At 63.9% G+C, this 13,159-nt stretch carries 13 protein-coding genes and 1 tRNA gene; 4 read left to right on the forward strand and 10 right to left on the reverse strand.

The window, feature by feature from the left end; all coding sequences use genetic code 11:
• Window positions 1–24: 24 nt before the first annotated feature.
• The 7 genes from LO787_RS24740 to LO787_RS24770 all read right to left on the reverse strand — a co-directional run bounded on the left by LO787_RS24740 (window position 25) and on the right by LO787_RS24770 (window position 7,880).
• Window positions 25–1,386, reverse strand: coding sequence for a M48 family metalloprotease (locus LO787_RS24740; RefSeq protein WP_232493612.1), 1,362 nt, complete (start codon window positions 1,384–1,386; stop codon window positions 25–27).
• A gap of 208 nt (window positions 1,387–1,594) precedes the next feature.
• A complete protein-coding gene (locus LO787_RS24745) occupies window positions 1,595–2,956 on the reverse strand; it encodes a PAS domain-containing protein (RefSeq protein WP_232493613.1) in 1,362 nt (453 codons plus the stop codon).
• A gap of 92 nt (window positions 2,957–3,048) precedes the next feature.
• On the reverse strand, window positions 3,049–4,350 hold the full coding sequence (locus LO787_RS24750; RefSeq protein WP_232493614.1) for an MFS transporter: 1,302 nt from the start codon (window positions 4,348–4,350) through the stop codon (window positions 3,049–3,051).
• Between the two features lie 41 nt (window positions 4,351–4,391).
• Entirely contained in the window at window positions 4,392–4,754 is a 363-nt protein-coding gene (locus LO787_RS24755; RefSeq protein WP_232493615.1) for a DUF2141 domain-containing protein, read from the reverse strand.
• A 29-nt stretch (window positions 4,755–4,783) separates the two neighbouring features.
• On the reverse strand, window positions 4,784–5,527 hold the full coding sequence (locus tag LO787_RS24760; protein WP_232493616.1) for a sterol desaturase family protein: 744 nt from the start codon (window positions 5,525–5,527) through the stop codon (window positions 4,784–4,786).
• Between the two features lie 118 nt (window positions 5,528–5,645).
• Window positions 5,646–7,130: a DEAD/DEAH box helicase gene (locus tag LO787_RS24765; RefSeq protein ID WP_232493617.1), complete on the reverse strand. Its 1,485-nt coding sequence runs from the start codon at window positions 7,128–7,130 to the stop codon at window positions 5,646–5,648.
• Between the two features lie 252 nt (window positions 7,131–7,382).
• Window positions 7,383–7,880, reverse strand: coding sequence for an MmcB family DNA repair protein (locus LO787_RS24770; RefSeq protein ID WP_232493618.1), 498 nt, complete (start codon window positions 7,878–7,880; stop codon window positions 7,383–7,385).
• A 103-nt stretch (window positions 7,881–7,983) separates the two neighbouring features.
• Here LO787_RS24770 and LO787_RS24775 point away from each other — a divergent pair.
• From LO787_RS24775 to LO787_RS24790, 4 genes are all read left to right on the forward strand, one after another.
• Window positions 7,984–8,060, forward strand: a tRNA-Arg gene (locus tag LO787_RS24775).
• 145 nt (window positions 8,061–8,205) lie between these two features.
• The gene (locus tag LO787_RS24780; protein WP_232493619.1) at window positions 8,206–8,577 is read left to right on the forward strand and encodes a hypothetical protein; all 372 of its coding nucleotides are present in this window, start codon (window positions 8,206–8,208) and stop codon (window positions 8,575–8,577) included.
• Window positions 8,578–8,646: 69 nt separating this feature from the next.
• The gene (locus tag LO787_RS24785; protein WP_232493620.1) at window positions 8,647–9,237 is read left to right on the forward strand and encodes a hypothetical protein; all 591 of its coding nucleotides are present in this window, start codon (window positions 8,647–8,649) and stop codon (window positions 9,235–9,237) included.
• Window positions 9,238–9,251: 14 nt separating this feature from the next.
• Window positions 9,252–10,001, forward strand: a complete 750-nt coding sequence (locus tag LO787_RS24790) for a dCTP deaminase domain-containing protein (protein WP_232493621.1) — start codon at window positions 9,252–9,254, stop codon at window positions 9,999–10,001.
• On the opposite strand, the gene LO787_RS24795 is transcribed toward LO787_RS24790, so the two are convergent.
• The 3 genes from LO787_RS24795 to LO787_RS24805 all read right to left on the reverse strand — a co-directional run bounded on the left by LO787_RS24795 (window position 9,975) and on the right by LO787_RS24805 (window position 13,140).
• Window positions 9,975–10,835 (reverse strand): nucleotide kinase domain-containing protein, encoded by an 861-nt coding sequence (locus LO787_RS24795; RefSeq protein WP_232493622.1) that lies wholly within the window; start codon window positions 10,833–10,835, stop codon window positions 9,975–9,977. The two genes, LO787_RS24790 and LO787_RS24795, sit on opposite strands and share 27 nt — an antisense overlap.
• 1,077 nt (window positions 10,836–11,912) lie before the next feature.
• Window positions 11,913–12,533 carry a hypothetical protein gene (locus LO787_RS24800; protein WP_232493623.1) on the reverse strand — a complete coding sequence of 207 codons (621 nt, stop codon included), beginning with the start codon at window positions 12,531–12,533 and terminating at the stop codon, window positions 11,913–11,915.
• Window positions 12,534–12,591: 58 nt separating this feature from the next.
• Window positions 12,592–13,140 carry a hypothetical protein gene (locus LO787_RS24805; protein ID WP_232493624.1) on the reverse strand — a complete coding sequence of 183 codons (549 nt, stop codon included), beginning with the start codon at window positions 13,138–13,140 and terminating at the stop codon, window positions 12,592–12,594.
• Window positions 13,141–13,159 lie beyond the last annotated feature (19 nt).

Consider the following 13,159-nt stretch of genomic DNA (forward strand, 5'->3'; position numbering starts at 1 on the left):
ATCGTGAGGGAAACTGGGGGCGCTCTAGCGCCGCTTCTTGTCGCGTTCCAGCGCGGCGCGGGCCTGCATCTCGATGTCCTGCGCGCGCAGCCAGTCGGGCGTGCCCTGCGGCAGACCGGCGACGGCAGCCTGCGCGCTGCGCAGCGCTTCCTCCATGCGGCCCGACATCGCCTGCTGCTCGGCGCTGGCGAGGTAGGCGCGCGGCATGTCGCCGTTGGCCGCGTAGATCACGCCGAGCTGATACCACGCGAAGGGGTTCTCCCGGTCGCGCGCCACGGCGTTCTTGAGAACGCTCTGCGCCTCCTTGAAGTTTGCCGGGTCTTCCGTGGCGATCAGGGCGTGACCGAACAGCACCGCGATCAGCGGCGAGTTGCCGGACAGTTCGGTCGCCTTGCGCAAGGGGCCGAGCGCTTCGGCGGGCTTGCCCGCTTCGAGCAGGATCTGGCCGTCGAGTTCGAGGAAATAGGGATCGTTCGGATCGGCGGCGATCAGCGCCTCGGTCTCGGTGCGGGCCTCGGCGAACTTGGATTCGCGGTGGAAGGCATAGGCGCGGGCGTAGCGGGCGGGGATCGAGTTGTCGGTCAGCGGGTATTTGCGCATGACCTGGTTGGGCTCGGCGAGGAAGCCGTAGAGCTTGGCCCGGGCGCGCATGAAGCGCTTCTGGATCGTCGCGTCGTCCGGCTTGGTCCACGCCGGATCCTTCTCGTAGGTATCCTGCAGCGTGGTGATGCGATCGCCGGTCAGCGGGTGGCTGGAATAGAACTCGTCCCCGTCCTTGGGGCGGTAGCCGTAGCGGAATTCGAGGCTCTGGAGCTTCTTGAAGAAGTCCAGCGACCCGCGCCCGCTGATCCCGGCGCTGGACAGGTACTGCGCACCTGCCGCGTCGGCCGAGGCTTCCTGTGAGCGGTTGTAGGCAAGGTACTTGCCCATGGCCGCCTGCTGGCCCGCCATGATGACGCCCATCGCCGCCTCGCCCCCGCCCGCAGCGGCAGCAGCGGCACCGAGCAGCAGCGAGAGCAACGAGATGTTCGTGGCACCCTGTCCGCCGAGGTTCAGCACGGCATGGCCGCCGGTGACGTGGCCCAGCTCGTGCGCGATCACGCCCTGCACTTCGGCGGCGGTGTCCGCCTCGTTGATGAGGCCCGAGTTGATGTAGACCGCCTGCCCGCCCGCGACGAAGGCGTTCACCGAGGAATCATTGACCAGCACGATGTCGACGTCGCCGGGGCGCAGGCCGGAGGCCTTGACCAGCGGCGCCGCCATGTCGCGCAGCAGCGCCTCGGTTTCGGCATCGCGCAGGATCGACTGCGCATAGGCCGGAGCCGCGGACAGTCCGATCAGCGCGGGAATCGCGAGGAGCAGTGCGGGTATTCGCAGCTTCGGCATCGTTTCCCTTGGGGACCGGACGGGCTTAACCGGCGATGAAGCCGCATGCATGCACGGTTGGGATAACGGTGTCGAGGGCGGGGTGTTCCGGACGTTTGCCCTTCACTTCGTCATTGCGAGCGGAGCGAAGCAATCCAGTGCAGCCCACTGGGCTCCGGATTGCCGCGGGCCTGCGGCCCTCGCAATGACGAACGATAAAAGAGCGCAGTTACCCCAGCAACCGCCGCGCCGCGCGCTGGAGCAGGGCCTCGTCGTCGCCGACTTCACCCACCAGCACCACTTCGCCGCTTGGCAGGCGGCGGGCGACGAGGAGGGTGAACTCTTCCCCGTCCGAGGCGAGATCGGCCAGCGGGCGCGCCTCGATGGTGCGCAGGTCGCTGGCGAGACGCTCGCGGGCATTGGCGGGGACCGTGCCAGCCTCCTCGCGGCGCAGGCGGCGTTCTTCGCGCACCACGGCCTTGAGCCCGCCCTGTGTCGTCGCCAGATGGGCCGCCAGCATGCCGCGCCCCAGCGACAGGCGCTGGCCGTGAGCGATGACGGTGGCGTATTCGGTGAGGCGGGTCTTGTCGTAGTCGGCGCCGAAGACGAGCTTCACCAGCGCCAGCAGCGGGGCGCGCTCCTGCACCTTCAGCCCGGCATCCTCGACCAGTTCGGCCAGATCCTCAGGGAAATCCTGCGCGGCGAGCGCGAAGTCGTAGGCCCTGCCCACCGCCTCGTAGAGCGCCTGGTGCGAGCGGTCCTCGGCGCGGCTGGCGGCCAGCGCCAGATCGCGGGCCGAGGCGAGCCAGTCGGCGAGGCCGAAGGTGCTCTCGTCGAACGCGGTCGGCTCGGCATCGAAGGAAAAGCCAGTGTCGAAGCCGGGGCTCGGCAGTTCCATCGGCGCATAGGCGTCGATGGCGGGCAGCGCGAAGCCGAAATCGGCGGGGCCGTCCGCCCAGTCGGTCAGCGGCGCGGGTGCGCGCAGCATGGCGGGGCGCTCGTCCGCGTCCTCGTCCACCGGGGCAGGTGCGTGGGGCGGCAGCGGCTCGGCGCTCTCCTTCCAGTTGATGACGCCGTAGATGTAGTCGATCCGGTAGCCATCGCGCGAAAACGGCATGAGGATGCCGCGATAGAGCACCGTCATCCCGCGCGGGTTGACGTATTCCGCCTCGAACCCGATCGGCGCCTCATTGGCGAGGATCTGCATGTAGTGATCGGTGATGCGCGACAGCAGCGAGCCGCCCGGCACGTCGGCCAGCCGCACGATGGGGCCGTCCGCTCCGCATTCCTGTGCCAGTGTCGCGCCGACATAGGCGATGGCGGGATCCTCGATGCCGCTGCCGTGCTCGGGGCTGAAATCGAGCAGAACGCTGCGCGGGCCGAAGTCGGGCAGGTTGGCGGGATCGAGGTCGGCGATGTCGGGGAAGGTCTTCTCGCCCAGCAGGCTCGCCCAGAAATTGTAGGCGCGCACCTGCATGCGGCGCTCGTCGTTGCCGGACTTGCGCGCAGGCGTGGCGGCACCGGCATCGGTTCCGAGGTCTTCCCCTTCGGAATCATCCTGACCGGAAAACTCACCGCGCAAACTGTCCATGTCGAATCCCGACTCGCCCCTGTAGTTCGCCCGTTCTGGCGCAACATGGTTTATTAAGGCTTAAGTTGCGCCCGCCGGTGATCCCCGCGATCTCAGGCCTGCTTGACGATACCCTCGCCCGGCTTCGGCAGCGGGGCGACCACGCGCAGCGCGACGAACGAGACGATCAGGAACACCGATCCGGCGTGAAGCGCCACGGACAGGCTCTGCCAGTCGGCCACCGCGCCCCAGGTCCACGATCCCAGCGCCATGCCGCCGAACGTCACCGCCTGGTAGATCGACAGGCACCGCCCGAGGATCGCGTCGGGCGAGCGCAGCTGAACGGCGGTGTTGAGGGTCGTCAGGATCATCACCCAGGCCATGCCGGAGATGAACGCGGCGGGCAGGGCGAAGGCCACGCTCTGCACCTCTGCCACGACCGAGAGCGATATGACGAACATCGCCGCGCCTGCCGCGAGGATGCCCTCCAGCCCGATCTTCCGGCGCAGCGGCCCGGTGAAGGGGGCGGCGATGATCGAGCCGATCCCGAACAGGCCGAGCATCAGCCCGAAATCCAGCTCGGTCCCGTGCATCGGGCCGTTCACCACGGTCGGCAGCAGCGACTGGTAGGCAGAGAGGCTGAACCCCAGCGCGAAGCCGCGCATCAGGATGCGCCGGACCGGGCCGTTGGTGGCGCAGTAGCGGATGCCGACACCGACGGCGGGCAGGATCGGGCGGCGCTCGATCGGGCGCGGCTCGGGCTTCCACCACAGCAGCACGCCGATCAGGCCGATGTAGCTGAGCGCATTGAAGGCAAAGGCGAACGACACGTCCCAGATCGAGATCAGCAGCCCGCCCAGCGCCGGGCCGACCGAGCGGGCGATGTTGAACGAGATCGAATTGAGCGCGATCGCCTGCGGAATCTCGCGCGGGGCGACCTGCTGGCGGACCGATGCCTGCCACGCGGGCGAGTTCAGCGCGGTGCCGATGCCGACGCTCAGCGTGAAGGCGAGCAGCAGGAACGGCGTCAGCATCCCCGCGTAGGCGAGGGCGGCCAGCGCGGCGGAGACGACCAGCATGCCCACCTGCGCCACCAGCATGACCAGTCGCCGGTCGTAGTTGTCGGCGATGGCCCCTGCGAAGACGCCGAACAGCATGATCGGCACCGTCGCCGAAGCCTGCACCAGTGCGACCAGTTGGTGCGAGGGCGTCAGTTCGGTCATCAGCCACGCTGCGCCTACGCCCTGCAGCGTGCCGCCGAGGTTGGAGAACAGGTTCGCGGTCCAGATCGCGCGGAACACCGGGTAGCGGAACGGCGAGAACGCACCGCTGGGCGGAGGCGGAACCAGCCCCGCCGTCGTCGCCTCGACCGTCTTCTCGACGGCCTCCTCAAGCCTGTCCTCGTCCCGTCTCACCTGTCCGGGGTAAGCCGGGCGGCGGGGCGGGGCAAGGGCGGCTAGAGCAGATATCGCATGTGGATCGCCAGGCGGACATTTTCGCCGCCGATGTCGACCGCGGCGCGGCTGAAACTAGGCGGTCCGAAGCGCACGGCGGCATCGCGGGAGAAGCCGTAGCCCTCGCGCGGGATCATCAGGCTGGTGTCGAGCTTGCCGTTGCCGTTCTCGTCATGGATCAGCGAGACGGCGTAGCGCCCGGCGGGGACGCGACCGAAATCGAGGTGCAGGTCTTCGCTGGCGGTGACGGTCAGCTTGCGGGCCTGCGGATCCTTGCTGCAATCGGGGAAGGCGTCGGCTCGGGTGGTGAGGCAGGCGAGCACCTGACCTTTCGCCGAGCGCATTCCGCTGACCGCCACGGACACCCCGGTCTCCTGAACTGGCGCAGCCGCCGTCAGCGCGAGGAGGAGAATGCCTGCGAGAGCCCGGCGTCGGTCCCGCACAAGTGGTCCCAGTGGCGGAAGTAGAGGCCGTAGTTGCATCGATAACTCTCATGGTGCCGCTGGTGGTGGCTGGCGGTGATGAGCCAGCGGCCAAGCGGCGAATACACCAGGGCGCGGGGAAACATCTCCCAGCCCATGTGGTTGGTGATGCCCATCACGGTCATGATCGTGAGCACGACGCCGAGCGCGCCGACGTGGATGGGGACGAGGAACACCAGCGCCGGGATCACGATGGCGCCGGTCACCGCCTCGACGGGGTGGAAGCTCATCGCCGCCCAGGCCGTCGGCGGGCGGCTGGCGTGATGGACGGCATGGGCGACGCGGAACACGCGCGGCTCGTGCATCCAGCGATGGGTCCAGTAGAACCATGCGTCGTGGAGCAGGAGGTAGGCGAGCACCGAGAACGGCAGCCACCACAGCGGATAGTCCTGCACGTTGGTATAGATCCGCGTCCAGCCATGCTCGCGCCAGCCCCATGCGACGACGCCGGCGGGAAAGCCGTAGATCGCCGCCGAGGCGAGCGACCACGCGATCTCGCGCCGGATCTGCCGGTCGAGGCCTCGATAGTGCCCCGGCCTCACCCGCGCGGTGATCCACGCGAACAGGCCCGATGTCAGGAGATAGCGGACGCCCATGATCGCCGTCATGGCCAGCGCCGAGGCGCATATCGCAAGAAGGGGAGCGTCGAGCGCCATGGGCGCCGGGCTTATGCCTTCGACGGGGCAAGGGGAAGTGAAAAGGCATATCCCGGAAACCAAAGAAGCCCGAGGCGTCGGCCCCGGGCTCCCTTGTTTCTGCCTCAGCGGATCAGGCTCAGCCTGCGCGCTTCACCGCACCCTTGTGAGCGCCCATGCCCTTGGGGCCGCGCGGACGGAAGCGACGCTTGCGCTCGCCACCCTCGGCGCCTTCGCGACGGTCGCCGCGCGGAGCTTCGGAGCGGCTGCGCTCCCCCTGGGGACGATCGCTGCGCTGGCCGTCACGCTGGCCTTCGCGGCGCGGCTGGCCACCACGGCCTTCACCGCGACCTTCGCCGCCGCGACCACCGCCGCTGCGGCCGCCGCCCTGGCGACGCTCGCCCTGCGGCTGTTCCACCTTGCGCGAGGGCGCGGGCAGGCGCGCGGCCAGCTGCATGAAGTTCTCCGGCAGCGGCAGCGCTTCCAGCTTCACGCGGGTCAGGCGTTCGATGTCGCGGATGTAGGGCTTCTCGTCCGGCGCGACGTAGCTGATCGCGACGCCGTCCGCACCCGCACGCGCGGTGCGGCCGATGCGGTGGACGTACTGCTCGGCGACGTTCGGGATCTCGAAGTTATAGACGTGGCTGACGCCCGAGACGTCGATGCCACGCGCCGCGATGTCGGTGGCGACGAGGATGCGCACGGTGCCTTGGCGGAAGCCGCCGAGCGCGGCGGTGCGCTGGGCCTGGCTCTTGTTGCCGTGGATCGCGGCGGCGGGGATGCCGGCGGCGACGAGGTGGCGCACCACGCGGTCGGCGCCGTGCTTGGTCCGGGTGAACACCAGAGCGCGGTCGATGGCGCCGTGGCTGGCGTTCTCGGCGGCGTCGGGGGCGAGGCCCTCACGCAGCGAGATGGTCAGCAGCGCCTGCTTCTCGGCCTGGTTGATGTGCGTCGCGTACTGCTCGACGCGCTCGGCGGTGGTCGACTGCGGGGCGACCTCGACCTTGACCGGATCGTTGATGAACTGACGGCCCAGTTCCGCGATCGCCTGCGGCATGGTGGCCGAGAAGAACAGGCTCTGGCGGGTCTTGGGCAGCAGCGCGGCGACGCGCTTCAGCGGCACGATGAAGCCGAGGTCCATCATCTGGTCGGCTTCGTCGAGCACGAAGATCTCGACGTGCTTGAGCGTCAGTGCGCGCTGGTCGATCAGGTCGAGCAGGCGGCCGGGCGTCGCGACGAGGATGTCGGTGCCGCGCTCAAGCGCACGCGCCTGCTTGCCCACCGGCACGCCGCCGAAGATGCACTGCACGGTGAGGTTCAGGAACTTCGCATAACCGCGCATGTTCTCGGCGATCTGCGCTGCGAGTTCGCGGGTCGGCGAAAGCACCAGCATGCGGCAGCCGGCGTTCTGGCGCGGCTTGGGATCGTTGGCGAGGCGGTGGAGCGAGGGGAGCGAGAACGCGGCGGTCTTGCCGGTGCCGGTCTGCGCGATGCCGAGGAGGTCACGGCCTTCGAGCAGCGAGGGGATCGCCTTGCGCTGGATCGGCGAGGGATCGGTATAGCCCTTGGCTGCGAGCGCGCGGAGAATGGGCTCGGCGAGGCCAAGTTCAGAGAAATAGGACATGCGTCACTTTCAAAAGTGCGGGGCGCGCGAAGGCTTTTGAGAAAGGCGCGCGCACGGCAAGGTGTCGTTGTGGCGACCCTGCGTGAGGAAGGAAGCTGGTTGGTCGCAACCGCAAGTCCGGGCCGGCCTTGGCATTGCGCCGTGGCCTCACGCTGCTCTCGGATTGCGGCGGGGTGGACCCCGCACGCCGGTTGCTGGGCCGCTACATAGTGTGCATTGCAGCGTTGCGCAAGATAATTGCGGATAACTGCGTCAGCCGTCGCTGCCCCATTGGGCCGTATGCGGATCGCCCAGCGTGACCAGCCGCCGCAGCGAGGCGCGGGCGAGGCGCTCCGTCTCCACCTTGCGACGCGCGGCGGCAAGCTGGCGCAGCGGCGCCGGGCGCAGGATTTCCGCATCGTAGCCGTCGCCCACGATCACGCCGCAACTGTCGGGCAGGAACGCCTCGCCCTCCAGCGGCGAACGGTCGAGCGCGGGGGAAAGCCCCCAGTAGAACCTGTCGCAATAGTCGAGATAGTCGGTCCACTTGCCGTCGCCGAGCAGGTCGGCGCGCGAAACCTTGATCTCCACGATGATGACGTGGCCCTTGGCGTCGATCCCCATGAGGTCCGCCCGCCGCCCTCCGCGCAGCGGCATTTCCGGCAGGCACCAGATCCCGTTGCGCGCGAAAAGCCGCGAGATTCCCCGCGCCACATCGGCGGCGACGTGCGAAGCGAGGGGAGAGAAGGAGAGCGAATCGGCTTCGGCCATGTGGGTCATCATAGGAACATAAAGGGAACTTGCAAGTCTCGTCACCCGACGCGAAATTTGCCGCTGGAAGTCCCCGCCGCCCTCTGCTACCCGCCGCTGCACTGCACCCGTAGCTCAGCTGGATAGAGCGCTGCCCTCCGAAGGCAGAGGCCACAGGTTCGAATCCTGTCGGGTGCGCCATGTTTATTTTTCTAACTATCTGATTTTGCGCGGAAATGGGCCGGCAGAGATTTGATGGTTCCCACACTTTATCCCACATTTGGGGGCTGACGTATGCCTATTAGGCTTGGCGACAGGATTGAGCGTGGGCAGGCTTACCTCCGTTATGCGTAATGCGTTCGCAGGCGATGACCTGAAAGAAAGGTCTGGGGTTTGGCTGGCATCGGAAGAGGCAAGGCATTTTGCCGCGTACGCACACCTTGTCGGATTGAAGGCTCCGAGTTTGGCGAGCGTCCTCATCGTTCGTGCTGTGCATCTAGGGGTTTTGCCGGAAGATGCGATTGATTTCCCCTCCCCTGGGGCTAGCTCATTGAGACGCCGCATCACCTTGCCGGGGCACTCTCAGGAACACGCTCTGCGTTTTGAGCACCTCGCATCTACAACTGGTATCAGCTTTGATGCGGGTTTACGCTTGCTCATTGCAACCGAGTTGCGCGATCGCTGGTTAGCTCAAGCGATGGGTGTGGAATCAAGTTGATTCCACGCTGGACGAAATGTTACTCTTGCGCCATGGGCGCCGACTGCCGATGTTATGGGGATCAGCTCAATGGACCTGGGAGTCGCAGAAATGCACCCCGATAATCAGGTGGCGGCGCGGGCCGCAGACTCGATGGTCAACTGGCCGTCGATTGGCGCTGAAGAATTCGAAAATCTTCAGTTTGATCAGTTCTGCCATGACGAAAATTTCCATCGTGAAATCAGCCGCTTGACGGTCAAAGAGCGGCTGACCCACATGACGCTGCACTTTGCGAAGTACTCAGGTTACCTTGCGAACGATCCAGACGACCTTCGTCTACGCCGTACTATCACAGACCTTTTCGTGATCGGGCTCTCAACGCTTAATGGGTTGAACGTCAGAGCCCATCCATTGGTCACTGAGATAGGCCAGATCGAAGATACCTCACGGTCGGCGTTGGCCCGTCGTGTCGCGATATTGGCAGGTGAAATGGCGTCGGCGTGTGAGCGTCTCGATCATCTTGAAGAGTTTCCTTACCGCCAGACGCTCCAAGGCGCGGCAGCGACAATGGTCGCTTTGGCGCTAAGCGCAGCAGAAGCGCGTCAGTGGTCTATGCCTCTGCTTGTGAAGGAGCGCCTTCAGCGGGTCAAAGAGAAGTCCATTTTCTATGGGCGCCTGTAGGTCGGAGTGAGAGCGTGACCTTTTGGAGCGGGGATCGCTTGCTACGCGACGGCAAGCAAGTCGACCTGGTGACCCCGTTCGACGACAAGCTGATCGATTGTTCAGCGTATACGCTTAGGTTGGGGCATGAGTCTTTCGTGACTCCACAGTTCGGTGAAGCTGGCCCCAACATCAAGCAGCAGCTTGCCGAAGCTGGGGAAATAGACATCGCGGGCATCAAAATGCCTGTATCAGGCGGGGAATTGGTCATTCCTGCTGGCCAATTTGCGTTTCTATTGACGCATGAAGTCGTCAAGATCCCTGCTGGTTGTATGGGCTTCATCTCGCTGAAGTCGAAGCTCAAATGGAACGGCTTGATTAACGTATCCGGGTTTCACGTGGATCCTGGCTTTCACGGAAGACTGGTCTATTCAGTCTATAACGCTGGGCCGTCCAACATCCACGTAAGGCGGGGCGAGAAGCTTTTCCTTCTTTGGATTGCCGATTTGGATACCGCTACGGCTCCCGGGGCGAACCGCTTCATCAAGACCAACAACGAGCCGCTAGTAGAAATCCCCACTGATCTGGTGTCCCGAGTTGATCGTCCTCTGCACTCACTTCAAAGCCTTTCGGAAAAGGTTGAGGCCCTGCAGCGAGAGTTATCGATGATCCATCGAGTTATGGCCGCGCTAGCAGTGATAGCCGGACTAATATTGGCGGCCTGGGCTCTTCTCCCTTCTGCAGACGGCCAGAGCAATTCAGGATCCGCGATAGAGGTATCGTGATTTAGGCCGGCCCTCGCCAAGCCTGGTCCGCTCGTATTTGTCGAATTCACAGAGCTGGAACTGAATGTCGTGGAGTTCCAGTTCAGGCATGTAATCCGGCAGATTTTCTTCGGCCATAGCCAGCAGCGTGATCATTTCGGCAATTAAGGCTCTTTCTTTGACTTGGGCGCCGATGGGGCGGCCATAAAGGCGATTGAGGCCCCGCCGAGCGCCAGGTCCCGCTGGACACCAAGTATTGCGATCAAGCACATGAGACATGGCGGGAGTGTGCATCGCGTCTTGCAGCACCTCCTTTGCCATAAACCCGCTTCCGCCGAACCCGGGCATTCCTCGAAGCACGTTCGCAACCTGCTCCCAGCTTTTTGACTGGTCAGCAACGTCCGCGAGCTCGTCCCGCCGCTGCCATAGTGGCGTTAATATAAGGCGAGAAACCGCTTCAGCCTTCGGACCCCGGTGCCCTAGGCTAGGAATGATGTAAGCGCCGGTGAAAACTCGCTCACCAGCGTTCTGACGCTCCGCAGCCAAGCGACAAATCTCTTCGCTGTCCCAGTGATCCCGCCAACCGGCAGCAGCGGCGAACTCCATTGTGCCGAAATATCGGAAGAATGCGCAATTAAAGATGATCTCCCCATGGGGACGGTTCCCATGCGGCATAGTCCAATTTTGGCGCATCCATTTGGTCGTCCGGTCATCCTCGCGTTTGACATTCGTGAACTTGAAGGCGTTCAAGATCGGGTCTTCTGACCAAGGCCATGGGGCCCCGCTCTCTTTCCGAAGGCGGAGTTGTTCTCTTTTCGCCATGAAGGCAAAAAAGGCTTCTTCAGAATCCTGCATTGATACTGGCCTTGTCATACTCAGTCGCCTGCGACATCAGGCTTTACGGCATGCCGAAGCATGCACATGGATGGGCATGATTTGAATGGGCGGCTATCGATTTTCCACGTGGGTGCACACCCTTGCGCGGGCGGCAGTTTGGGCATCAATTGCGATCGCGATCACAATCCTGGCTTACGCCTCATTCCGCCTGCTCCAAGGTGGATCAAAACCGCTCTTTGGAGCATATGACCCGGCCGAATTAGCTGGCCTTGGATCAGTCAAAAGCGATCGCCGTATGATACGGCACGGCCAGATTAATGGAGTTAAGGTGATTTGCATTGAGCCAGCTTTTGCGCGGCGGGCATCCATGGAAAAGGTCGATACTAGCGGTCACAGGACAGATAGAGAAGACCAAGGGCCCTCAGCGCAACAGGTGGCGTGGCAACTATGTAATGCTTACCTCAATGGGGTGATTTCCAAGGATCAATACGCTGCAGCGCTGATGCCCCGACTTGGGAACAGAGCCACGGCGGAACCGAGTGGCAAATCCCTACCGCCGCAGAAGCACCCCGTAACCCGAACTCTGAAGCGGAAATGTAATTGCAATCGACATGCGATCCCTCAACCAGACCAAGCCGCTACGACGCTCAATGCGGCTTCGTAGGCACAGGCGATCTGAGGATTTCCGAGGGCGTCTCCTGCACGCAGATTTGGTGGCTGAAAACCGTTTCGTCCGCAGCACTTAACGCGTCTCCGTAGCTAGGGCGTCTAGGATAAAGTGAATATCTCTAGAGACCACATTGACGCTGAAGCTCGGTTGCCGCGAGAGTGCTGGTCAGCAAGAGAAGGAATGATTCTGTGGCGGATAGAGAACGGGAACAGAGGAGTTATGTCCCGAAAGTAACTCCGAGGCCTGAGGGCGAGTTTTCGTATCGACCGAAACCGGCGCCAACTTCGTCTACGGCAGCGCCGCCGCCTCCGAAGAAGGGCTGACGCAGATGCCTGAGATGCCTACGCCCCCGCCTCCGGTCTACATTCCCGATAGCGTCAGACCGAAGGCTCCGCCCCCACCTCCGCCGCCCGCTCCTCCTCCTCCTAAGCGGGGGTAAAAAGACGGTGTCGCAAGCTGACCCGCGCGATCTTTGAGGCTGGAATGTAGGTCATTCTTGCGCCCCAATACGGGACAACGGCGTCATCAATGTCGATCTCAGTGCCATCCGCCGCGACCTCGAAATTTACGTACAAGGCGACGTCGCCGTTAGCTCCAATCACCGCAGGGCCGAACGGCTGATCGGCGAACTGGCTCGTATCGTTGCAAACCAACAGCGTACCGTCATCAAGCTGAACGGTCAGTTGGCTAAGCTCGTGTTTATTATTGCAGACCGTAATGCTTTGCCATGCGGTAGGGGTGTCATCTGCCCATGAGATGTCAGCTTCTCTCATCAGCCAATCATATACAGGTATGCCAAACCGCCTCCACAAGGCGCCGGTGATCACGGTCAACAAAACCGTTTCCGGAATAACGACCAGAGCGGGCAGCGATTGCACCACGAATAACGTTGTCGTCGCCACAAGACCGAATGCGAGCGACCGGAAGGTGACATCGACGGCGGTGTGATGGGCGCGCCGCCCAGCATAAGCCACTAGATATGCAGCATATCCGCTGCCCAATGCCAATTGGATCTGCCAAGGCAGGCTGAGAAGTTTTTCATCCATCTGAAAACAGCTTAATGGACGCTTGAAGGCGGGGAAACCGCCAAATGCTGCTCGCTTGTCACTCCACCAACATCGCCTGCAGCAGCGCCTGCGCCATCTCCGGCAAAGGCACGGGGACGCTGGTGCTGATATAGCCGACGTTCCGCGCTCGCCGCTGCCCGAACCGCTCGATCCACTGCCGCCCATTGTGGCGCCAAGCGCGCTGGAGAAGCACGACCGGGAGTAGGTAGCATCGCCGCGACGGCGCGAAGGCATAGGCGATGAAGTCGCAAGCCAGCGGCTTCTGGACCCAGCCGGGCTTGCGCCGCTCCTCATCGCTCCACTGCTCCAAGAGGATGTCCGGCCAGTCGGCGGCTCGTACTTTCTCGTCGATGGTGTAGGTCCGACCGCAAGCAAGGGTGATGACGCGATCGATACCGCCGCGCTGGGCCCATCCATCGTCGCGCACGGAGACGGCCGAGATCATGGTCGGGAACGCCTTGCGGTATAACTCGACCCACCAGCCTGCCTCGGCTTGCTCGTTCGACATGGCGAGGCTGGCCGCGAAGTCGTGAACCTGCGGTACGCGCGCCGAAACGCCCTGATCCGGCAGGGACCAGGGCGCCATCGGCAGCAAATGCTGCGTT

Source organism: Novosphingobium kaempferiae (genome assembly GCF_021227995.1).
GTDB lineage: Bacteria > Pseudomonadota > Alphaproteobacteria > Sphingomonadales > Sphingomonadaceae > Novosphingobium > Novosphingobium kaempferiae.